The sequence below is a fragment of the Amycolatopsis pretoriensis genome (assembly GCF_900107925.1).
GTDB lineage: Bacteria > Actinomycetota > Actinomycetes > Mycobacteriales > Pseudonocardiaceae > Amycolatopsis > Amycolatopsis pretoriensis.
The window spans coordinates 809,361-828,924 of sequence record NZ_FNUJ01000005.1 but is presented as its reverse complement, the minus strand read 5'-3'; the positions used below and the strand labels follow the sequence as shown (position 1 = coordinate 828,924).

Sequence of the window (19,564 nt, the reverse complement as noted above, 5' to 3'; positions counted from 1 at the left end):
GGCTCGGCTCGGCTCGGCTCGGCTCGGCTCGGCTCGGCTCGGCTCGGCTCGGAAGAGCTTCGCTCACACCCCCGATCCGCACCAGAGGTCGATCCGGTCGGCCGCCGGGTCGCCCACGAACGCCGCGCCACCCACCAGCGCCGGCAGCGGCTTGCCAACCAGCGGCCCCGAACAAAGCCCACCTCAGCAGCCCGCCGCCCAGCGGGTCCGAAGGGATCTCGCCCCACGCCCGGACCCCCGTCCAAGCGCGTTCCCCAGGCTCAACCCCTCCGGCTCCGCCGCACGGCCCCCGAAGTCCCTTGCCCGCGGAACTCCCCCTGGAGACCCCGCGGACACACCTCGAACCCACGCCGCATTCAGTTGTCACCCGGCCCCGGGCGTCGCGGTCACCTCCGATCGTCGACCCACGGAAGTTCTAACACCCACCACCGACAAAAACCGGCCCTTGACCCCATAAGCTACGGATATTAGCTTTAAAGCTATGCCAAGTAGCCAACCCGATGTCCCCTAGAGCCGGCCTGACCACGGACACCGTGGTCGACTTCGCCCTCAAGATCATCGACCAATCCGGCCCCGAGGCCCTCACCCTCGCCAAGGTCGCCGAACGCGCCAGAGTCGCCGCGCCCTCGCTCTACAAGCACGTCAAGAACCTCGCCGACCTGCGACGCCTGATCGACCTCCGGGTCGTGAAGGAAATGGCAGAGGCCCTGACGAGAGCCGCCACCGGGAGGGAAGGGGCCGACGCCGTCCGCGCCGTGGCCGATGCCTACCGGGACTACCTGCGGCGCCACCCTCACCGGACCCACGCACTCGCCACCGCCCCCGACGAAACCGACACCGAACTCAGCAAGGCCACCCACGCCGTCGCCGAGGTCGTCTTCGCCGTCCTGCGCCCCTACGACTTCGGCCACGCCCAGGCCGTGCATGCGACCCGTTGCCTCCGCGCCGCCGTGCACGGGTTCGCCGGACTCGAAGCATCCGGTGGCTTCGGGCGCCCCGAAGACGTCGACCGGAGCTTCGAAGTCCTCAAAACCATGCTCGTCCAGGGCCTGGACGACTACTCGGATCAGGAGAAGAAATGAGCTTCATCCTCGCCGTCCTCCTCTTCACCGTCGGGCTCGGCGTGCTCGACGCCCGGTTCCCCTGGACGGACGCCCGCAGATGATCGCCGGCCACTTCGGGCTCGCCGCCGCCGTCAAGGCCGGCCGCCCCGCGATTCCCGTGTGGACGCTCATGCTCGCCACCGCCTGGCTCGACGTCGTCTTCGTGCCGCTCTACCTCAGCGGCATCGAGACCGTCGACGGCGCGGGCTACGGCGGCGGTGTCATCCACGCCGACTACACGCACTCCCTCGTCGGCGCGCTCGTCCTCGCCGCGCTCTTCGGGGCCGTGGCAAGCAAATGGCTCGGCCGCGAAACCGGGCTGATCCTCGGCGGGGTCGCCTTCTCACACTGGGTGCTCGACCTCGTCGTGCACCGCGCCGACCTGCCGATCCTGCCCGGCAACGCCGGCGACCTGCCCACGTTCGGCTTCGGGCTGTGGCGGCTGCCCGCCGTCTCGGCCGTCGTCGAACTGCTGATGCTCGCGATCGGCATCGGCCTCTACTGGCGGGCCGCCGCGAAACGCGACCCGAAGCGCGCTCGCACGCTGGGCCTGTCGGCCGCGGCCTTCGGCGTCGTGACCCTCGCGGCGGACCTGCTCGGCGTGTAGGGACTCAGCAGGCGGAACCGGCGACCGGCTCGGTGAACGCGGCGGCGACCCACTTGTCGTCGGCCACCTTCCGGAAGCCGTTCTGCACGCCCGGCAGCGCGTCGAACTGGGCGTCGCGCAGGTACTTGCCGACGACCTTCGCGTTGCCGTCGGCCGTCTCGCGGGCGTTGAGGACGTCCGCGGTCACCGTCACCTTGCAGCCGGTGGCCGACGCCCCCGAAGCCTGCTTGTTCGTGTTCGTCACGTAGACGATGACGACCAGGACGATGGCGCCCAAGATGATCAGAGTCTTCTTCGACATGCCTTCCTCCAACCGCGAGCCCGTCCCCCGCCAAGGGTAGGCAATCCTTTACCCGCACCGACAGCGCCGGACGCAGCAACCACCCGGAGGCGCCAGTCCGCATCACCCACCGGTGACGCACGGTGTACGAAAAGGCCCTCTTCCCGGCAAACCGGGAAGAGGGCCCCTTCGAACGACTCAGCCCTGGGCGATCTTCTTCGCCAGGTTGTCGTCCAGCGTCGCGAGGAACTCCTCGGTCGTCTGGAACGGCTGGTCCTTGCTGATGAGCAGCGCGAGGTCCTTCGTCATCTGGCCGGCCTCGACCGTCTCGACGACGACCTGCTCCAGCTTGTTGGCGAAGCCGATCAGCTCCTGGTTGCCGTCCAGCTTGCCGCGGTGCTCGAGGCCGCGGGTCCAGGCGTAGATCGACGCGATCGGGTTCGTCGACGTCGGCTTGCCCTGCTGGTGCTGGCGGTAGTGCCGGGTGACCGTGCCGTGCGCGGCCTCGGCCTCGACGGTCCGGCCGTCCGGCGTGCGCAGCACCGACGTCATCAGGCCGAGCGAGCCGAAGCCCTGCGCGACCGTGTCGGACTGGACGTCACCGTCGTAGTTCTTGCACGCCCAGACGTAGCCGCCCTCCCACTTCATCGCCGCGGCGACCATGTCGTCGATCAGGCGGTGCTCGTAGGAGATGCCCTTGGCGTCGAAGTCGGCCTTGAACTCGTTCTGGAAGATCTCCTCGAACACGTCCTTGAACTGGCCGTCGTAGGCCTTGAGGATCGTGTTCTTGGTGGAGAGGTAGACCGGCAGGCCGCGGTCGAGGCCGTACTGCAGCGACGCGCGCGCGAAGTCCTCGATCGACTTCTTGAAGTTGTACATCCCCATGGCGACGCCGCCGCCCTCGGGGAACTGCGCGACCTGGAACTCCATCGGCTCGGAGCCGTCGTCCGGGGTGTAGCTGACGGTCAGCTTGCCCGGGCCGGGCACCTTGAAGTTGGTGGCCTTGTACTGGTCACCGTGCGCGTGGCGGCCGATGATGATCGGCTTCGTCCACGTCGGCACCAGGCGCGGGATGTTCTGGATGACGATCGGCTCGCGGAAGATCACGCCGCCGAGGATGTTGCGGATCGTCCCGTTCGGGGACAGCCACATCTTCTTGAGGCCGAACTCTTCGACGCGCGCCTCGTCCGGGGTGATCGTGGCGCACTTGACGCCGACGCCGTGCTTCTTGATCGCGTTCGCGGAGTCGACCGTGACCTGGTCGTCGGTGCGGTCCCGCTCCTCGATACCCAGGTCGTAGTAGTCCAGGTTCACGTCCAGGTACGGGTGGATCAGCTTGTCCTTGATGAACTGCCAGATGATGCGGGTCATCTCATCGCCGTCGAGTTCGACGACGGTGCCCTGGACCTTGATCTTGGCCATGAGCAGCGGTGCTCCTTCCGCGGATCTTCGCGTTCTTCTCTAAGTCTCGCCGGTAGCGGTACAAGCGTACTGCTTGACGGAGCTGGATGGTTCCAGTAGTGGTCGGTATCAAGTCTCCACCCGCCGTTTGTGGCGCGGCTCACGGGGCGGTACCGCCGTTCGCCCGATTCGACCGCTCGCCGAGCGACCGTCGCGCGAAGGGGTGAACCAGGGCACGATGCCACCCGTGAACTCATCATGCGGGAGGTGACGGCCATGTCGACCCATCGGTACGCCGAGTACGAAGACGACTACGAGGACTACGACGACACGACGGAAGCGCTCGACGAACGGCCGCGCCGCGGCGTCGCCCACCTGGTCAGCGCGCTGGGCGGGCTGCTGCTCACCCCGGTCGCACTGGGGCTGCTGAGCTGGGGCGGGCTGCGCCAGCAGCAGCTGATCCAGGCGACGCTGAGCACGAACCGCGACCCGCTGGGCATCGCGCTGCTCGCCGGCGGGGCGATCCTGCTGCTGGTCGTCGCCGCTATGGGGGCGCTGTCGGCGGCCGGCCCGATCCTCGGCGGCCTGATCTACGGCGTGCTGCCCGGGGTCGCCGCGATGGCCGTGCCGGAGTGGGGGTTCAAGCTGGTCAACCTGATGCCGAAGAGCGACATCGCGTACGGCGTCATGGACTTCCTGTTCATCGGCGGCCTGCTCGGCGTGGGTTTCCTGCTGGTCGGCAGCGGGCTGGCCAACGCGCTGGTCCGGCGGCGGCGCGAGGCCTGAACCGGGCCGGTGGGATCATCGGTCGATGGGTTTGTTCACCGTCGCGGAGGCACGCGACGAACTGGCGCGGCTGCGGCCGGTCCTCGACGAACTGGTGCGCGTCCGCGCCGACGCGGCCGAGCTCGCGGCGTCGCTGCGCCCCGGCGGCCGGGCCACCGAGCTGGGCGGGCTGCCCGAGTGGAAGGCCGCCCAGGCGCGCCTCGACGACCTGATGACGACGGTCCAGCACGCCGGCGCCGAGCTCAGGGGGTTCGCGCCGCTGCTGGTCGACTTCCCGGCCGAGCTCGACGGCACAGACGTGCTGCTGTGCTGGCTCGAAGGTGACCACGAGCTGGGCTGGTACCACCGCGCGGACCTGGGGTTCGCGGGCCGCCGGCGGCTGAAAATCGCTGGTGGTCCCGGCTAGGTTGGATCGGTGACCGACGAAACCCGTGCCGCTTTCTTCGACGAGACCGCCGAGCACTACGACGAAGACGACTTTCACGCTCTGGTGGCCGATGCGCTGGTTTCGCCGTTGCCGTCCGCGCCGGAGCTCGTGCTGGACGTCGCCACAGGGACGGGCTTCGCGGCGTACGCGGCGCTGGGGCTGAAGCCGGCGCGCGTGCTGGCTGTCGACTTGTCGCCGGCGATGGTCGCGCGGGCGACGGCGAAGGCTGCGGCCTCGGATCCGGCGGGCGTCATCGAGTGGCGGGTCGGGCCGGCGGTGCCGATGCCCGCACCGGACAGCTCGGCCGACGTCGTGCTCTGCGCGTCCTCGCTGCACTTCCTGGGAGCGGTCGCGTTCGAGGACTGGCTGCGGGTGCTGAAACCAGGCGGACGGCTGGCGTTTTCGGTCGTGTCGGGGGCGCGGTTCAAGCCTTCGGGGCCGTTCGCGGAGTTCGTGCCGCGGGACCTGGCGTTCCCGCTCGACGAGGCCGGGGCGGGTGCCCTGGCCTCGTCGGCGGGTTTTGTGGACGTGACGGCCCGAACGTTCACCGTCGACGGCGGCGACCGGGTGCGGAGCGTGTTCCTGGTGCACGCCACGGCCCCGTGAACCTGGAGCGGTTCGCCGACGGCCACCTGACCGCGATCACCACGGACGGCAGCCGGGTTTCGCTGCGGCTCGAGGCGTACGTGGAGTACCGGCTCGTGCCGGGCGAGGTCTCGGTCGTCGAGGTCTTCGAGCTGAGCGCCGACCCGGCCGAGCTGGCCATGAGCGAGCCTCCGGTCGCGGAGCACTGCATCGAGGAGCCGACGTGGTGGGACCACGACGGCCGGCGCACGATCGAGTTCTTCGCCCCGCTCCGGATCCAGGTGACGGCCGCCGCCTTCGAGTTGACGTCGCTGGGGGTCGAGCCGCGGCCGGTGCTCCCCGCGCCGTCCGCAAACGTTTGCACCTTCGGCATCGCCGAGATTCCGCCGCTCGGCCCAGGCGTGGTTTGGCGAACCTTGGGCGGCGACGCGGGCACGCCAGCCGATCCCGACGGCTGGTTCCTCCAGCGCCGGGACCGGCTGGCGACCTCCACCACCGGTGTCTTCTGCACGACCCACGCGGACCGGGTCACCTTCGAGCGCCAAGACGCCGACGACGCCCTCTGGCGCGACGTGCGGCTCCTCGGCCGCCACGCGACTCGGGTGTGGTCCGGGAACTGCGTGTTCGAGCCTGCGGATTGGGTCACCTGGGTGACCACCGGCGTGCTGCCGCCCGTTGAACGGCTCAGCGTGTGAAGTGGACCTCGCCGCGCGTCGCCGGGCCGTCGGGGCTGCCGCAGTGCTGGACGAACGTGACGTCCGCGCCGGTCGCGTCGAGGCGGTCGATCGTGAAGTCCGCGTAGTCGTCGCCGCAGCCGTAGTTGCCGGTGACCACCAAGATCCCCGGTGTGGACAGCGCCGGGTCGCTCTGGCCGCGGAACCGCGCGCCGGTGTACGTGCCGGTGTGCAGGGTCTCGCCCGCCGGCGCGCTCAGCTCGACGCGCAGGTCCTTGAAGCCCGACTGGACGTCGATCTTCAGTCTGCCGTCGTACTCCCAGACGTTGATCTCGTCGCCCGGCGCCGCGTAGTTCGCGCTGCCCTGCAACGGCCAGGCGCCGTCCTCCGAGGTGTAGCTCACCGTCTGCACCGGGTCCGCCGACGCGACCGGCACGAGCGCCACGCCCAGCCCGGCCGCCGCCGTCAGGACCACGCACGCACGACGAAGTGAATTCACGGAACCTCCCCAAGTCCGAGCCGCTCTGTGCGGCACTGCCACCGATCTTGGCAGCGAACTCGTGCCCCGCAGGAGGTGTTTGCGCTGTTCACCACGCTTTTCCCAGATGGGCAACCCGTCACCCTCGTGAGACGTCTAGCTATGTAGCGAAGCACCCTTGAAGATCTTGTCCACCGCGTTCTTCGGGCCGTGCACCGCGAGCCCGGCCAGCGCCAGCTTCTCCCCCGGCACCGCGCGGACCGCCGCCCGGTTGTCGGCGTCGTTGCCCGTGTGGAACAGCTCGTCGGTGAAGATCGAGAACCGCAGCCCGCGGCTCAGGGCCCGCGCGTGCGCCGCCGTCAGGACGTCGCCGGTACCGCTGAACACCAGCACCGGCTGGCCGAACATCGGCAGGTACTCGGTCTCGTCGGCGTCGAAGTACGGCTCGCCCATCAGCTCCGGCGTCACGTGGGCGATTCCGCTCACCAGGAACGCGGTGACGTTGAGCCGCTGCCAGGACGCCAGGTCGTCGCGCAGCAGGACGGCGATCTTCGTGTCGAAGGAACTCATGCCGGACAGACTCGCCCGCCGGCCACCCGCGCGTCTTGTACGTTCTTGACATGGCGCACGTCGAAGCTTGGCGGCCGGCGGTCCCCGGGATCGCCGAGGTCTTCCACGCGCGCTTCACCACGCACGCGTACCCGCTGCACACCCACGACACGTGGACGCTGCTGATCGTCGACGACGGCGTCATCCGCTACGACCTCGACCGCCACCACCATGGCGCGCTCGGGCCGGCCGTGACGCTGCTGCCGCCGAACGTCGCGCACGACGGGCGGGCCGCCACCAGCCACGGCTTCCGCAAGCGCGTGCTGTACCTCGACGCGTCCGTGCTGGGCGAGGACCTGATCGGCGCGGCGGTCGACCGGCCGAGCGTCGCCGACAGCGTGCTGCGCACCCGGATCCACCAGCTGCACGAGTCGCTCGTCCACCCCGGCGACGCGCTGGAGGCCGAGAGCCGGCTGGCGCTGGTCGCCGACCGGCTGCACACCCACCTGGGGCGGCCCGCCCGCCACGAACCGAAGCGCGGACTGGCCGACGACCTCCGGGACCTCCTCGACGCTCGTCTGCCGGACGCCCTGACCCTCGCCGAAGCGGCGTCGACGCTGGGGGCCCACCCGGCGCACCTGGTCCGTTGCTTCGGAGCGCGGTTCGGCCTGCCGCCGCACCGCTACCTGACGGGCCGCCGCGTCGACCGCGCGCGCCGGCTGCTGCTCGACGGCTCGCCGGCCGCCGAAGTGGCGGTCGCCTCCGGGTTCACCGACCAGGCCCACCTGACGCGGCACTTCAAGCGGTACCTGGGGACAACCCCGTCGCGGTACGCGAGAACCCGCTGAGCCCGGTTGTGTCAAGATGACCGCATGCTGCGCGAACTGCACCTGACCGGCGACCCGGCCGCCGACAAGCTGCTCAACGACGACCCGTTCGCCCTGCTCGTCGGCATGCTCCTCGACCAGCAGTTCCCGATGGAGCACGCCTTCGCCGGGCCGCGGAAGATCGCCGATCGCATGGACGGCTTCTCGCTGGCGAAGATCGCCGCGACCGACGTCGAGAAGTTCGTCGAGATGTGCGTGGTGCCGCCGGCCATCCACCGGTACGGCGGGTCGATGGCACGCCGCGTGCACGCGCTCGCGGAGCACATCATCGAGAACTACGAAGGCCGCACCGAAGGGCTCTGGCTCGACGGGCGCCCGAAGCCGGACGGCCCGGAGGTCCTCAAGCGGTTGCGGGCGTTGCCGGGGTTCGGCGAGCAGAAGGCCCGGATCTTCCTGGCCCTGCTGGGCAAGCAGCGCGGCATCCAGCCGAAGGGCTGGCGCGAGGCAGCGGGCGCGTACGGCGACCGCGGGTCACGCCGGTCGATCGCCGACGTCACCAGCGCCGAGACGCTCGCCGAGGTGCGGGCGTTCAAGAAGGCCGCGAAGGCCGCGGCCAAGACGGGCTAACGCACCCAGACGCGCAGCGGGCCCAGCGCCTCGGCGCCGTGTTCGTAGCCGACCGCCGCAGACGAGGGCGCACCAGGCCGCGTTCTCCGCGACCGCTAGTTCCGCGCGAACCACAGCACGTCCGGTTCACCGCGCGGAACTTCCACCGGCACCTCGCGCACGTCGCCGAAGTGCGCGCGCAGCCGCGAAGTGAACGCCGGGGCCGCGCCCGCGCTCCAGACCGCCAGCACGCCACCCGCGTTCAACAACGACGACAGCCGCGTCAAGCCCTCAACCGAGTACAGCCGCGCGTTGCCTTCCGTGACCGTCCACTCTGGACCGTTGTCGATGTCCAGGCACACCACGTCGAAGCGATCGGACGTCGAAGCCAGCCACGTCAGCAAGTCCACCTCCACCACCGTCACGCGGGGGTCGGCGAGCGACTCGCCGTGCACTGTCCGAAGTGGACCGGACCGGTTCCACGCGATCACCGCCGGCTCGCGCTCGACGACCACGATCGATCCCGCGCCCGCGTCGAGGGCCGCGCGCAACGAAAAGCCGACGCCGAGACCGCCGATCAGCACCGATGCTCCCGCGGTCACCGCGCCGGTCACCAGGAGGCGCTCGGACTCGCCGTTGCGCGTGTCCATCAGGAACACGCCGTTCTCGATCACTTCGTACGCTTCGCCGTCGCGGCGCAGGACCAGCTCGCCGCCGCGGCCCGCGACCGTCTCCACCACTTCGACCACGCTTCGACCTTCTCACGGCAGGCCAGCGAGTTTGCACAGAACCAGACTGCCCACCACCGCGGGGCTCACCGGCGCCGAGGCGCGGCGCCTCCGATTTCCTTGATCATGCCGGGATTCCAACCCGTTCGCCGGGTTCACCGGGCGAACGGCGCTCCTACTCTGGAGACGGAGGTGAAGGCCATGCACGCAGGAGTGGGAGACGAAATCCAGGTACACGGCCGTACCGTCGGATCGGCCGAGCAGCGCGGCGAGATCCTCGAAGTCCGCGGGCCCGACGGCGGTCCGCCCTACCTGGTGCGGTTCGCCGACGGGCACGAAGGACTCGTCTACCCCGGGCCCGACTGCGAAGTCCAGGCCCACGACGGCTAAGCGGCGACCGGCTCGCGGACCCGACCCCACGCCGCCCCGACGAGCAGCAGCGCGAGCAGCGTCAGCGCGGCCGCGACCTCGGGCAGCACCAGCGGGCCGCCGGAGTCGAGCACCGCGCCCCCGACCACGCCGGACAGGCCGACGCCGAGGTAGATCGCCGACGCGTTGAGCGAGAGCACCAGGCCGGCGTGGCCCGGGGCCAGCTCGATCAGCCGGTGCTGCACCGGCGGGCTGAACGACCACGTCGCCACGCCCCACACGAACAGCGCGACCCCCGCCGCGATCGGCGTCGTCGTCGCGATCGGCAGCAGCGCCAGCACGACGGTGATCGCGGCCGTCACGATCAGCAGCGGCGCGCGCGAACCCCAGCGGTCGGTCGCCCGGCCGGCGGCGAAGTTGCCGACCGCGCCGCCGACGCCGTAGCAGAAGAGCAGGACCGTGACCGCCGTGCCGTGGAGACCCGCGGTCGCGGCCAGCAGCGGTGACACGAACGTGTAGACCATGAACGCGGCAAGGCAGCCGAGGACCGTCACGGCCAGCATGACGAGCACCCGCGGGTCGCGGCCCGCGGCGAACCGCTCGGCCAGGCTCACCCGCGGCGGCGCGGCGACCGACGGCAGCGCCACCCGCACGGCCAGCGCGCTCGCCAGCGAGAACGCCGCGACCAGCGCGAACGCCGTCCGGTAGCCGAGGTGCTGGGAGATCAGGCTGCCCAGCGGGACGCCGAAGATCAGCGCGACGGTCAGGCCGCCGAACACGAGCGCGACCGCGCGGCCCCGGCGTTCCGGGCTGGTCAGCTCGGCCGCGACGGCGCTCGCCGCGGGGGTGAACACCGCGGCGCCGATCGCGGTCACCACCCGGGCCACCAGGAGCGTGCCGTAGCCGGGCGCGAGCGCGGCGAAGAGGTTGCCGGCGGCGGTGACGACGAGCGCGGCGACCAGCAGCGTCCGGCGCTCCCACGTGCCGGTGACGGCGGCGAAGAGCGGCGAGCCGATCGCGTACGCGATGGCGAAGGCCGTGACGAGCTGCGCCGCGGCGGTCGCCGAGACGTGCAGCTCCCCGGTCAGCGCGGGCAGCAGCCCGGCGACGATGTAGCCGCTGGTCCCGACGCCGAACGCGCCAAAGGCCAGCACCGAGATCCTCGAGGACGAGGGTGTGGACATGGGTGGGTCCCCCAAGCGGAGCGGGCGATTGGTTCGATGAACGTCGTAGTTCGACGACCACCGTACTACGTCACTCCGACAATTTCGATCGGCGTCGTACAAGACGTACACTGGGCTCATGGCCAAGACCGCCGCACTGCCGCCGATCGTCCACCCCGAACTGGACGAGATCACCGTCGAAGGCGTGCTCCGCGCGCTCGCCGACCCGGTGCGGCTGGGCATCGTGCGCCAGCTCGCGGCGGCGGACCGCGAACTCGCGTGCGGCGCGCTGACCGTGCCGGTGACCAAGTCCACAATCACCCACCACCTGAGCATCCTGCGCCAGGCCGGCGTCGTGGCCGGCCGCCAGGAGGGGACGACCCGGTACAACTCGTTGCGGCGCAACGACCTCGACGCGCTCTTCCCCGGCCTGCTCGACGGCGTTCTGGCCGCTCAGCGCTGACTCCGCCGTTACGGTGTGGATCGTCACCCGATATCGGGATGACAACGACCCCGCTCGCTTGTTGGACTGGGCGTAGGCAGCTCACGGCGCTGGGGCCATGCGGCTGCCTTTCCTTTTGAAGCTTCACTGAACCGATCCAGTGACCCCGACCACGAGATCGGCCAAGTAATCGATTTCTCAACCCTGGAAGGAGTGCCGTGCCCGTCGCGCTGCTCGCGCTCGCCATCGGAGCTTTCGGCATCGGGACCACCGAGTTCGTCATGATGGGCGTGCTGCCCCAGGCGGCCGCCGACTTCGGCGTCGACATCCCGACCGCCGGCTACCTCATCTCCGCCTACGCCCTCGGCGTCGTCGTCGGCGCCCCGCTGCTCACCGCGGTCGCCGTCCGGCTGCCGCGCAAGACCATGCTGCTGGCCATGATGGGCCTGTTCACCCTGGGCAACGCCCTGTTCGCGCTCTCCCCGAACCAGGAGTTCGGTGTCGCGTTCCGGTTCCTCGCCGGCCTGCCGCACGGCGCGTTCTTCGGCGCCGGCGCGGTCGTCGCGTCCAGTTTGGTCGGACCCGGCCAGCGCGCGAAGGCCGTGTCGCTGATGTTCCTGGGGCTGACCCTGGCGAACGTCATCGGCGTGCCGCTCGGGACGCTGCTCGGCCAGCAGGTCGGCTGGCGCGCCACCTTCGGCGTGGTGGCGGTGATCGGCCTGGTCGCCGCGGCGGCCATCTGGAAGCTGGTCCCGCACCAGGGCCGGCCCGCCGACGCGTCGCTGCGGGGCGAGCTCGGCGCGTTCAAGCGGCCGCAGGTGCACCTGGCGCTGGCGATCGTCACGTTCGGGCTCGGCGGCGTGTTCGCCTGCCTGTCCTACATCACGCCGATGCTGACCGACGTCGCCGGCTACTCGCCGTCGAACGTCACGCTGCTGCTGTCCCTGGCCGGCGTCGGCATGACGATCGGCAACCTGCTCGGCGGCCGCCTGGCCGACCGCGCGCTGATGCCGGGCCTGTACGCGGCGCTGCTGTCGCTGGCGTGCGTGCTGGGGATCTTCACGATCACGGCGCAGGGCAAGGTCGGCGCGGCGATCACGATCTTCTTCGTCGGCGTCGCCGGGTTCATGATCGGCCCGATGATGCAGGCGCGGATCATGGAGAAGGCGGGCGGCACACCGTCCCTGGTGTCGGCCGCCGTCCAGTCCGCGTTCAACATCGCCAACTCGATCGGGGCGTACCTCGGCGGGTTGGTCATCGCGGGCGGGCTCGGCTTGGTGGCCCCGAACTGGGTCGGCGCACTGCTCGCGGTCTTCGGGCTGTCGCTCGCGATCGTTTCGGGCACGTTGGACCGCCGCGAGGCCAAAGCCGAACGACGTGAGCTCGCGATGGCGTCCTAAGAAGACGCGAACGGACCGCCGATGATCGTCAAGGCCACGTACAGCACCGCTGCCGCCAGTCCGGTGTAGGTCACGATGTCCACGACCTTGCCGCGGATCACGAGCAGCCCGGCCTTGGCGGTCGGCAGCACCGCCCGCAGCACCGCGGCGAGGAGGAGCGCGGCGCCGACCAGCGCCGCGCCCTCCCGCCAGTGGTACTGGACGATCCGCAGCGCCGCCACGGCCGCCACCAGCAGCACCGCCGCGAACGGCAGCTGCGTGAACCGGGGCTGCCTGCTCCGGCGGTCGTGGACGTCCCGCCGGTCTTCCGTCATCGTCATCGGCCCTGAAGACCTTGGACCGCGCGCTCGGCCGCTTCGACGACGTTGCTCACGAGCATCGCCCGCGTCATCGGGCCGACGCCGCCCGGGTTCGGCGAGATCCAGCCCGCCACCTCTGACACGTCCGGGTGAACATCGCCGGTGAGCTTGCCGTCCACGTGAGACACGCCGACGTCGAGCACCGCCGCGCCCGGCGCCACCATGTCCGGCGTGATGATCCCCGGCACCCCGGCCGCGGCGACCACGATGTCCGCGCGACGGACTTCGGCGGCGAGGTCGCGGGTGCCGGTGTGGCACAGGGTCACGGTCGAATTTTCACTCCGCCGGGTGAGCAGCAGGCCCAGCGTGCGACCGACGGTGATCCCGCGGCCGACCACCGTGACGCGCGCGCCGTTCAGCTCGACGCCGTGGCGCTTGAGCAGCTCGATGATCCCGTACGGCGTGCAGGGCAGCGCCCCCTGCTGGCCCAGCACGAGCCGCCCCAGGCTGACCGGGGCGAGGCCGTCGGCGTCCTTCTCCGGGTCGATGCGCTCCAGGACGCGGTTCGCGTCGAGGTGCTTTGGCAGCGGCAGCTGGACGATGTAGCCGTGGCACGCCGGATCGGCGTTCAGCTCGTCGATGACGGCTTCGAGCTTTTCCTGGGTGATGTCGGCCGGCAGGTCGCGGCGGATCGAGTTGACCCCGATCTTGCCGCTGTCCGCGTGCTTCATCCGAACGTAGGAATGCGACCCCGGGTCGTCGCCGACCAGGACGGTGCCCAGCCCCGGCGTCACCCCCTTCGCGGCCAGCGCCGCGACGCGCGGCTCGAGCTCCGCGAAAATGGCGTTCTTGGTGGCCTTGCCGTCGAGAATCTTCGCCGTCACGGGCCCCATTCTGGCAAAGCGACCCCCGCGCGTCGCTTCCAGGCGTGGGTGGTCGCTGCCCGTAGACTGGCCGCTACCCCACACGGTCCATTCGCGACGCTCGCCGCGATCAAGCTGTGATCTACCGCACTTCGCATCACGCGAGGTCAGACCGGGTGCCGCCGGGTCGTCGAGCGGCAAAACCCACATGCGGGGTGCACACGCGCGCGCGAACAGTCAAAATGTGCGGGTGGCACAACCGACGACGCAGCTGAACGCGACCGAGCAGGACACCCTGGTCAAGCAGATCGGACTTGCCTTGCTGCGTGCCGCCCCGCGCGACTGGCGCAAGGTCTCCGCGGAGTACCGAGCCGTCGGGAGGTACCACGAGCTGACCGGCGAGATCGTCACCGAAGACGGCACGGTGCACGAGTGGCTCGCCACCCACGACATCGCGACCCTCTTCGGCAGGCTGCGCGGGGGCATGTACCGCGACGGCCGCGGAACGTGGTTCAACGCGCGCTACCAGCTGGACCACCCGTCCAGCTACAACCTCGAGTACAACCGCGACGAGCCGGTGTGGAACCTCGCGCCGCCGCCGCAGGCCTACTCCGACGAGCTGCGGATGTTCCCGCGCACCGAGGAGAACGTGCCCGAGTGGCTGATCCGGCGGATGTCGGGGCTCGGCCCGGAGCAGCCGGGGCCGCACTTCCGGATCGCCCGGATCTTCGACACGATCGGCCCGGCCGGCCGCCCGGTGATCAACCGCCCCGACCTCGAGGTCGAGGAGCAGGACCGGCTGCTGGAGTACCTGGACCACGCGCCGCTGGTCGTCACCGAACGCGGGTACGACATCGACCGGCTCGCCGCGACGCCCGAGGCCACCGTGCCGGTCGCGTTCCACAGCGACGGCCAATGGATCTGGCCCGCCGCCGTCAACTTCTACCTGCGCAAGTACGGCGTCTCCCCGGAGCTGGACCTGGTCGAGCACGTCCGGGCGGTCGGCTTCGCGCTGCCGCCGGTCGACGAGCCGACCCTGCAGGCCGCCGGCGCGTACCTGACCCGGGGCAACCAGCCGCCGCCGCAGCAGCAGCGCCCGGCCGGCCCGCCCCCGCAGGGTCCGCCGCCGCAGGGTCCGCCCCCACAGGGCCCGCCGCCGCAGCAGCAGGCGCCGCAGGGTCCGCCGCCGACCTTGGTCGCGCCCGCCGTGCCGCCGCAGCACCAGGAGCCGCCCGCGCCGGTGGAGGCGGCCCACGCCCCCGAGGCCCCGGCTGAGGAGCACGGCTACGCCGAAGAGGCGGAGTTCACCGAAGAGGCCTACGACGACCGGGAGTTCGACGACCGCTTCGCCGAGGAGGACTCCTACGGCGAGGAGGAGTACGAGCACCCCGAGCACGCCGCGGGCTCTAACGGCACGTCGCCGGAGCCGGGCCGGGTGCCCGACCTCGAGGAGACCGCGGAGTACGTCCCCGACCAGCCGATCGGGCACGAGGAGCAGCCGCACGACGGCGCCGCCTTCGACGCCCCGCACGACACCGAGCCGTCGCACGCCGAGGACGAGGAGCACCCCGCGTTCGACGCCGGCCAGCACCGGGACGACGAGCCCGCCGCACACCGCGAGGAGGATGAGCCGGAGCCCGCCGGGTTCCAGGCCCACGACGAGGAGCCGCCCGGGTTCCAGCCGCGACCGGACGAGCCCGCGCACGCGGCCTTCGAGCCCGGCCGGCCACACCAGGAGGAGCCCGCGCACGCCGGGTTCCAGCCGCCGCGGCGCGAAGAGCAGCCGGCGTTCGACCCCGGCCCGCCGACCATGATCACCCAGCCCGAGGTGCCCGGCGTGCTGCCGGTGCCGGAACCCCCGGCGCCCGAAGCTGCCGAGCCGGCGCCCCGCTCGGGCCGCCGCGCGCTGCGCCGCGAGACCCCGGACCACCCGGTGCTCGCCGGCCTGCAGGCCAAGCTGGACGAGCTCGAGGTGCCCGAAAGCGGCTACAAGCTGGGCGAGCCCGCCGAGCACGGCTGGAGCGTCGAGGAGGTCGACGAGGGCTGGCGCGTCGGCTGGTACGACGGCAAGCTCAGCAACCCCGCGGTGTTCGGCGACGCCGAGGACGCGGCCGCGTTCATGCTCGGCAAGCTGCTGCTCAACCCGGAGGGCCACGTGCCCGAGCCGGAACCGGAGCCCGAACCGGAGCCCGAGCCGGAACCGGTCCCGCAGCGGGTCGTCGCGACGCTGTCGCCGGAGGTCGCGACCGGGTCGTACCCGGTCCGCAAGCCGGACCCGGTGCCGCCGCAGGAGCAGACGGCGTTCACGAGCGCCGAGGAGCTCTTCGGCGACCTCGAGGACGACGAACCGCCGGCCCCGCCGCGTCCGCCCGGCCCGCCCGCGCCGGTCCCGGCCGGGCCGCCGCCGCTCGCGCAGCAGCAGGCCGGTCCGCCGCCCGCGGCCCCCGCGCCGCCCCGGCGTGAGCCGCCGTCGGCGCCGACCGTCCTGGCCGCTCCCGTGCCGCCGGGTGCCCCGCTCGTGCCGCCGGCCGCACCGGCCGCCCCGCCGGCGCCGCCGCGTCGTGAGGAGCCGGTCCGCCCGGCCGTCAACGGCGGGGGTGGTGGTGGCCAGCAGCAGTGGCCGATCGGGCCGATGGCCGGTGAGCCGCCGCTGACACTGTTCCGCGGCAAGGAGCTGCGCGAGCTGCCCGCGGGCAGCGAGCTGGACCGCTTCGGCGGGCCGACCGGCAACCTGACGTACGCGGCGGGCACACCGTTCGCCGAGCGGTCGCTGGTGCCCGAGTGGGTGAACCGGCCGTACCACGTCTACCGCGTGCAGCGGCCGCTGGAGACGCTGGCCGGCGTCGCGATCCCGTGGTTCAACCAGCCGGGCGGCGGGTCGGCGTACCTCCTGCCGGCGTCGATCGAGGAGCTGCTCGCCGAGGGCGACCTCATCGAGCTCGACCCGGGCGAACCCCCGATCGACTGAGTCCCGCTGCGAAGGCCCCGGCACTGCCGGGGCCTTCGTCGTTTTCAGCGGATGACGAGCCCGTGCGCGGCGGCGAACGCGATGGCGGTCTCGACGTCGACCTCGGCGCCCCGCAGGTTGGCCTGGACCAGGGCGTTCGCGTCGAGCCGCGCACCGCGCAGGTCCGCGCCCTCGAACTTGGCGCCCTGCAGGCGGGTCCCGGTCAGGTCGCTGCCGCGCAGGTCCACGCCGGTCAGGTCGGCCTCGGTCAGGTTGGCTTCGCGCAGCCGCAGCCCGGACAGGCCCAGCCGGCGCAGCCGCGCCTTCGCGAGCGAGGCCAGCGAGAGGTCGCACTCGGTGAGCGCGATGCCGCCGAAGCCGCACTCGGTGAACGACGAGCCCAGTAGCGAGCACGACGTCCAGCGGCTTTCGACGAGCACCGTGCGGTCGAAGGTGCACGAGCGGAACGCGGACGCGTCGTGCCGCGAGCGCGAGAGATCCGCCCGGGTGAACACGCAGTCGTCGAAGGTGCAGCCCCGGGTCCGCAGCCCGCTCAGGTCCGCCCCGGTGAAGTCACAGCCGGTGAACCGGCGCTTTTCCCACCACTGCCCGGACAACACCGCTTCGCGGTAGTCCTCCCCCGTCTCCAGCACGGCCCCCAGGGTGCCACACCGTCGATCAGGGCAACGCACCCTGGACGTAGTTCATCGCCTCGACGTACTCCGGCAGCTGTGCCCGGCGGGCCAGCTCGGCTTCGTCCAGGTTCTCCAGGCGGGTCTGGATCCACCACAGGTTGCCGAAGGGGTCGCGTACCCGGCCGACGCGGTCGCCGAAGAACAACACCGTCTGGCGCGTCACCTCGGTCGCGCCCGCTTCGATCGCGCGACGCTGCGTTTCTTCGCTGTCCGGCACGTAAAGCCGCAGGAACGCCGGGGTCTCGGCCCAGCCGGCGGGCGAGTCGAACGCCATCACGACCGCGTCGCCGATGCGGACCTCCGCGTGGCCGATCTTCCCGTCGTCGCCGACGACCCGGGCGATTTCCTCGGCGGCGAACGCCTGCTTCAAGAAGTCGATCAGGGCGGCGGTGTCGTGGCCGATGATCCACGGCGTGACGGTCGTGTAGCCCTCGGGAACCATGTTTTCTCCTCCGGTTCGGTGTGGTCCCACCGTAAGATCGAAATAGGACAGTTCCTGACCGCTGCATACTGGGCTCATGGGAGTTCCGCTGCGGCCGGTGGCGGCCCGGTCGGTGTACCGCGAATACGCGCCACCCGCCGCGCTGGCCGACGTGGTGGCCTGCGGCTGGCACGGGCGCACCGGCTGGGCGCGGCCGTTGCGCGTGCTGCCCGACGGCTGCGCGGACCTCGTCTGGGACGGCGACGCGCTCACGGTCGTCGTCACCGTCGGCGCTCCCCTGCGGCTGTGGGTGCCGGCAGCGTCGTCGCGGGTCGGTGTGCGGTTGCGGTGCGGTGCCGCGGCTTCCGTGCTCGGCACGTCGATGCCGGAGCTGGCCCCGGTGACCAGGCTGAGCGACCTCTGGGGCGCGCCCGCCCGGCTCGCCGAAGAACAGCTCGCGTCGGCTGTTCCCGAAGCGCAGCGCGGAATCCTGGAATCGCTCGTCGCCCGCCGGGACGGGACGCCGGACCGCCGGGTGCTGGCCGCGGTCCAAGCCCTCGGCACGGCCACGCGGACGTCCGACCTCGCGGTGGGGATCAGCGAACGCTCGTTGCGGCGCCACTTCGTCCACGCGGTCGGCGCCGGACCGAAGCAATTGCACCGCGTCCGGCGGTTCCAGCGGTTCCTGCGTCTCCTGGAGCCCCTCGCGGCCGGGCGGGCGTCGCTGGCCGGCGTCGCGGCCGGGCTCGGGTACGCCGACCAGTCGCACCTCGGCCGCGAGTGTCGCCGCCTCTCCGGTTCTTCCCCCGCCGCGCTCGTGCGGGTGGCCGAAAAGTTCCAGACGTCCGCGTGGCCCGCGCGCCAGGATCGGGCGCATGTTCCGAATCACTATCGCGGTGCGCGCTGACGACCTCGACGTCAACGGGCACGTCCGCGGCCCGGCCTACCTCGCCTACGCCGACCACGCGCGCTGGGTGTGCGTCCAGGAAGCCGGGATCGACCTCGGCGAGCTGGCCGTGCGCCGGATCGGCCCGGTGAACCTGGAGACGACCGTGCGGTTCCACCGCGAGCTCGTACCCGGCAGCGAGGTCACGGTCGGGTGCGAATTCCATTGGGGCACCGGCAAAACCTCGCGGGTGACGCAGAAGTTCCACGCGCCGGACGGCACGCTCGTCGCCGACGTCGCCAGCGTGTCCGGCCTGCTGGACCTGGACCGGCGACGGCTGCTGCCCGACCCCGGTGCGTACTGGCGAGAGCTGGCCGCGCGGCCCGAACTGCTCGGCCTGGGCCCGAAAACCGCGTGATCTTTCCCGGCCCGCTCACTACGGTGGCGCCGTGCCCGACCACGACTACGTCGACCCGTACCTCGCTTCGCTCTACGACGCGCTGAACCCGCGCGAGAGCAGCGGCGACTTCGCGTTCTACCTGCCGATGATCATGGCCGCGGACGCGGTGCTGGACGTCGGGTGCGGCACCGGTTCCCTGCTGCACTGGGCGCGCGAGTCCGGCCACGAAGGCCGGCTCGTCGGGCTGGACCCCGCCGAGGGCATGCTCCTCCAGGCCCGTCGCCGGGACGACGTCGAGTGGGTGCTCGGCGATTTGTCGACCGCGTCCTGGGACGGCGAGTTCGACTTCGCCGTGATGACCGGGCACGCGTTCCAGGTGCTCCTCACCGACGACGAGCTGCGCACGGCGTTCGCGGCGGTCCACCGCGCGCTGAAGCCGGGCGGCCGGTTCGGTTTCGAGACGCGCAACCCGGCCCGGCGTGCCTGGGAACGCTGGACGCCGTCGAACGTCTGGGAGGCCGGCGAAGTGCGGTCGTGAAACGACGCCGGGCCGTTCGAGAACGGGTACGTCAGCTTCAGGACGACGTACGAAAGCCCGGCCTGGGACGCGCCGCAGTACAGCGAAAGT

The 19,564-nt window shown here is 71.5% G+C and carries 25 protein-coding genes; 15 read left to right on the top strand and 10 right to left on the bottom strand.

The genetic code is table 11. The features are described from left to right. The first annotated feature begins 500 nt into the window (after positions 1-500). Both BLV96_RS25895 and BLV96_RS25890 read left to right on the top strand, forming a co-directional pair. Positions 501-1,082, top strand: coding sequence for a TetR/AcrR family transcriptional regulator (locus tag BLV96_RS25895; RefSeq protein ID WP_086682389.1), 582 nt, complete (start codon positions 501-503; stop codon positions 1,080-1,082). A 79-nt stretch (positions 1,083-1,161) separates the two neighbouring features. Beyond that, positions 1,162-1,710 (top strand): permease, encoded by a 549-nt coding sequence (locus BLV96_RS25890; RefSeq protein ID WP_086682386.1) that lies wholly within the window; start codon positions 1,162-1,164, stop codon positions 1,708-1,710. A 4-nt stretch (positions 1,711-1,714) separates the two neighbouring features. Here BLV96_RS25890 and BLV96_RS25885 read toward each other — a convergent pair whose 3' ends face one another. Together BLV96_RS25885 and BLV96_RS25880 are read right to left on the bottom strand one after the other, a co-directional pair. Next, positions 1,715-2,011 (bottom strand): hypothetical protein, encoded by a 297-nt coding sequence (locus BLV96_RS25885; RefSeq protein ID WP_086682383.1) that lies wholly within the window; start codon positions 2,009-2,011, stop codon positions 1,715-1,717. A 177-nt stretch (positions 2,012-2,188) separates the two neighbouring features. Next, the gene (locus BLV96_RS25880) at positions 2,189-3,412 is read right to left on the bottom strand and encodes an NADP-dependent isocitrate dehydrogenase (RefSeq protein ID WP_086682380.1); all 1,224 of its coding nucleotides are present in this window, start codon (positions 3,410-3,412) and stop codon (positions 2,189-2,191) included. A 255-nt stretch (positions 3,413-3,667) separates the two neighbouring features. Between BLV96_RS25880 and BLV96_RS25875 the strand changes: the two genes are divergently transcribed. From BLV96_RS25875 to BLV96_RS25860, 4 genes are read left to right on the top strand one after another with little or no spacing between them, the layout of a single operon-like run. Further along, the gene (locus tag BLV96_RS25875) at positions 3,668-4,177 is read left to right on the top strand and encodes a hypothetical protein (RefSeq protein ID WP_086682402.1); all 510 of its coding nucleotides are present in this window, start codon (positions 3,668-3,670) and stop codon (positions 4,175-4,177) included. 25 nt (positions 4,178-4,202) lie between these two features. Continuing rightward, positions 4,203-4,583 (top strand): DUF2203 domain-containing protein, encoded by a 381-nt coding sequence (locus BLV96_RS25870; RefSeq protein WP_086682377.1) that lies wholly within the window; start codon positions 4,203-4,205, stop codon positions 4,581-4,583. 9 nt (positions 4,584-4,592) lie between these two features. Continuing rightward, positions 4,593-5,210, top strand: coding sequence for a class I SAM-dependent methyltransferase (locus BLV96_RS25865; protein ID WP_086682374.1), 618 nt, complete (start codon positions 4,593-4,595; stop codon positions 5,208-5,210). Beyond that, entirely contained in the window at positions 5,207-5,884 is a 678-nt protein-coding gene (locus BLV96_RS25860) for a hypothetical protein (protein WP_086682370.1), read from the top strand. Before BLV96_RS25865 ends, BLV96_RS25860 begins: the two co-directional genes overlap by 4 nt. Here the strand turns inward: BLV96_RS25860 and BLV96_RS25855 are convergent. Both BLV96_RS25855 and BLV96_RS25850 read right to left on the bottom strand, forming a co-directional pair. Beyond that, a complete protein-coding gene (locus tag BLV96_RS25855; protein WP_244180460.1) occupies positions 5,874-6,362 on the bottom strand; it encodes a hypothetical protein in 489 nt (162 codons plus the stop codon). The genes BLV96_RS25860 and BLV96_RS25855 overlap by 11 nt on opposite strands. Positions 6,363-6,497: 135 nt before the next feature. Then, on the bottom strand, positions 6,498-6,911 hold the full coding sequence (locus tag BLV96_RS25850) for a DUF2000 domain-containing protein (RefSeq protein ID WP_086682364.1): 414 nt from the start codon (positions 6,909-6,911) through the stop codon (positions 6,498-6,500). A gap of 50 nt (positions 6,912-6,961) precedes the next feature. Between BLV96_RS25850 and BLV96_RS25845 the strand changes: the two genes are divergently transcribed. Both BLV96_RS25845 and BLV96_RS25840 read left to right on the top strand, forming a co-directional pair. Then, positions 6,962-7,738, top strand: a complete 777-nt coding sequence (locus tag BLV96_RS25845; RefSeq protein ID WP_086682361.1) for a helix-turn-helix transcriptional regulator — start codon at positions 6,962-6,964, stop codon at positions 7,736-7,738. A 24-nt stretch (positions 7,739-7,762) separates the two neighbouring features. Beyond that, positions 7,763-8,344: an HhH-GPD-type base excision DNA repair protein gene (locus tag BLV96_RS25840; protein WP_086682357.1), complete on the top strand. Its 582-nt coding sequence runs from the start codon at positions 7,763-7,765 to the stop codon at positions 8,342-8,344. Between the two features lie 95 nt (positions 8,345-8,439). Here BLV96_RS25840 and BLV96_RS25835 read toward each other — a convergent pair whose 3' ends face one another. Then, positions 8,440-9,072 carry a spermidine synthase family protein gene (locus BLV96_RS25835; RefSeq protein ID WP_086682354.1) on the bottom strand — a complete coding sequence of 211 codons (633 nt, stop codon included), beginning with the start codon at positions 9,070-9,072 and terminating at the stop codon, positions 8,440-8,442. A gap of 180 nt (positions 9,073-9,252) precedes the next feature. Here BLV96_RS25835 and BLV96_RS25830 point away from each other — a divergent pair, with 180 nt between their 5' ends. After that, positions 9,253-9,441, top strand: a complete 189-nt coding sequence (locus tag BLV96_RS25830; protein WP_086682399.1) for a DUF1918 domain-containing protein — start codon at positions 9,253-9,255, stop codon at positions 9,439-9,441. Here BLV96_RS25830 and BLV96_RS25825 read toward each other — a convergent pair. Continuing rightward, positions 9,438-10,604, bottom strand: a complete 1,167-nt coding sequence (locus BLV96_RS25825) for an MFS transporter (protein WP_244180459.1) — start codon at positions 10,602-10,604, stop codon at positions 9,438-9,440. The two genes, BLV96_RS25830 and BLV96_RS25825, sit on opposite strands and share 4 nt — an antisense overlap. Positions 10,605-10,722: 118 nt before the next feature. On the opposite strand from BLV96_RS25825, the gene BLV96_RS25820 reads away from it, so the two are divergent. Further along, entirely contained in the window at positions 10,723-11,046 is a 324-nt protein-coding gene (locus BLV96_RS25820) for an ArsR/SmtB family transcription factor (RefSeq protein WP_086682347.1), read from the top strand. Positions 11,047-11,243: 197 nt separating this feature from the next. Further along, positions 11,244-12,425 carry an MFS transporter gene (locus BLV96_RS25815; protein WP_086682344.1) on the top strand — a complete coding sequence of 394 codons (1,182 nt, stop codon included), beginning with the start codon at positions 11,244-11,246 and terminating at the stop codon, positions 12,423-12,425. On the opposite strand, the gene BLV96_RS25810 is transcribed toward BLV96_RS25815, so the two are convergent. Next, positions 12,422-12,745, bottom strand: a complete 324-nt coding sequence (locus tag BLV96_RS25810; protein ID WP_086682341.1) for a DUF3017 domain-containing protein — start codon at positions 12,743-12,745, stop codon at positions 12,422-12,424. The genes BLV96_RS25815 and BLV96_RS25810 overlap by 4 nt on opposite strands. Then, complete coding sequence (locus BLV96_RS25805) at positions 12,742-13,608, bottom strand: bifunctional methylenetetrahydrofolate dehydrogenase/methenyltetrahydrofolate cyclohydrolase (protein WP_086682395.1); 867 nt, start codon at positions 13,606-13,608, stop codon at positions 12,742-12,744. Before BLV96_RS25805 ends, BLV96_RS25810 begins: the two co-directional genes overlap by 4 nt. Positions 13,609-13,831: 223 nt before the next feature. Here BLV96_RS25805 and BLV96_RS25800 point away from each other — a divergent pair, with 223 nt between their 5' ends. After that, positions 13,832-16,555 (top strand): glycohydrolase toxin TNT-related protein, encoded by a 2,724-nt coding sequence (locus BLV96_RS25800; protein ID WP_086682338.1) that lies wholly within the window; start codon positions 13,832-13,834, stop codon positions 16,553-16,555. A 44-nt stretch (positions 16,556-16,599) separates the two neighbouring features. On the opposite strand, the gene BLV96_RS25795 is transcribed toward BLV96_RS25800, so the two are convergent. After that, positions 16,600-17,187, bottom strand: coding sequence for a pentapeptide repeat-containing protein (locus tag BLV96_RS25795; RefSeq protein WP_086682335.1), 588 nt, complete (start codon positions 17,185-17,187; stop codon positions 16,600-16,602). A gap of 25 nt (positions 17,188-17,212) precedes the next feature. Further along, positions 17,213-17,671, bottom strand: a complete 459-nt coding sequence (locus BLV96_RS25790; RefSeq protein ID WP_086682332.1) for a VOC family protein — start codon at positions 17,669-17,671, stop codon at positions 17,213-17,215. 76 nt (positions 17,672-17,747) lie between these two features. On the opposite strand from BLV96_RS25790, the gene BLV96_RS25785 reads away from it, so the two are divergent. The 3 genes from BLV96_RS25785 to BLV96_RS25775 are packed head-to-tail and all read left to right on the top strand — an operon-like array spanning position 17,748 to position 19,474. Beyond that, positions 17,748-18,557: a helix-turn-helix domain-containing protein gene (locus tag BLV96_RS25785; protein WP_086682329.1), complete on the top strand. Its 810-nt coding sequence runs from the start codon at positions 17,748-17,750 to the stop codon at positions 18,555-18,557. Further along, the gene (locus tag BLV96_RS25780) at positions 18,526-18,954 is read left to right on the top strand and encodes an acyl-CoA thioesterase (RefSeq protein ID WP_086682326.1); all 429 of its coding nucleotides are present in this window, start codon (positions 18,526-18,528) and stop codon (positions 18,952-18,954) included. Before BLV96_RS25785 ends, BLV96_RS25780 begins: the two co-directional genes overlap by 32 nt. A 31-nt stretch (positions 18,955-18,985) precedes the next feature. Next, positions 18,986-19,474, top strand: coding sequence for a class I SAM-dependent methyltransferase (locus BLV96_RS25775; protein ID WP_244180458.1), 489 nt, complete (start codon positions 18,986-18,988; stop codon positions 19,472-19,474). Positions 19,475-19,564: the final 90 nt, after the last annotated feature.

Excerpts from the sequence above, each read along its gene's own strand:
- BLV96_RS25895 (WP_086682389.1), top strand. The coding sequence starts at position 501 with ATGTCCCCTAGAGCCGGCCTGACCACGGACACCGTGGTCGACTTCGCC.
- BLV96_RS25890 (WP_086682386.1), top strand. The coding sequence starts at position 1,162 with ATGATCGCCGGCCACTTCGGGCTCGCCGCCGCCGTCAAGGCCGGCCGC.
- BLV96_RS25885 (WP_086682383.1), bottom strand. The coding sequence starts at position 2,011 with ATGTCGAAGAAGACTCTGATCATCTTGGGCGCCATCGTCCTGGTCGTC.
- BLV96_RS25880 (WP_086682380.1), bottom strand. The coding sequence starts at position 3,412 with ATGGCCAAGATCAAGGTCCAGGGCACCGTCGTCGAACTCGACGGCGAT.
- BLV96_RS25875 (WP_086682402.1), top strand. The coding sequence starts at position 3,668 with ATGTCGACCCATCGGTACGCCGAGTACGAAGACGACTACGAGGACTAC.
- BLV96_RS25870 (WP_086682377.1), top strand. The coding sequence starts at position 4,203 with ATGGGTTTGTTCACCGTCGCGGAGGCACGCGACGAACTGGCGCGGCTG.
- BLV96_RS25850 (WP_086682364.1), bottom strand. The coding sequence starts at position 6,911 with ATGAGTTCCTTCGACACGAAGATCGCCGTCCTGCTGCGCGACGACCTG.
- BLV96_RS25845 (WP_086682361.1), top strand. The coding sequence starts at position 6,962 with ATGGCGCACGTCGAAGCTTGGCGGCCGGCGGTCCCCGGGATCGCCGAG.
- BLV96_RS25840 (WP_086682357.1), top strand. The coding sequence starts at position 7,763 with ATGCTGCGCGAACTGCACCTGACCGGCGACCCGGCCGCCGACAAGCTG.
- BLV96_RS25830 (WP_086682399.1), top strand. The coding sequence starts at position 9,253 with ATGCACGCAGGAGTGGGAGACGAAATCCAGGTACACGGCCGTACCGTC.
- BLV96_RS25825 (WP_244180459.1), bottom strand. The coding sequence starts at position 10,604 with ATGTCCACACCCTCGTCCTCGAGGATCTCGGTGCTGGCCTTTGGCGCG.
- BLV96_RS25820 (WP_086682347.1), top strand. The coding sequence starts at position 10,723 with ATGGCCAAGACCGCCGCACTGCCGCCGATCGTCCACCCCGAACTGGAC.
- BLV96_RS25810 (WP_086682341.1), bottom strand. The coding sequence starts at position 12,745 with ATGACGATGACGGAAGACCGGCGGGACGTCCACGACCGCCGGAGCAGG.
- BLV96_RS25790 (WP_086682332.1), bottom strand. The coding sequence starts at position 17,671 with ATGGTTCCCGAGGGCTACACGACCGTCACGCCGTGGATCATCGGCCAC.
- BLV96_RS25785 (WP_086682329.1), top strand. The coding sequence starts at position 17,748 with ATGGGAGTTCCGCTGCGGCCGGTGGCGGCCCGGTCGGTGTACCGCGAA.
- BLV96_RS25780 (WP_086682326.1), top strand. The coding sequence starts at position 18,526 with ATGTTCCGAATCACTATCGCGGTGCGCGCTGACGACCTCGACGTCAAC.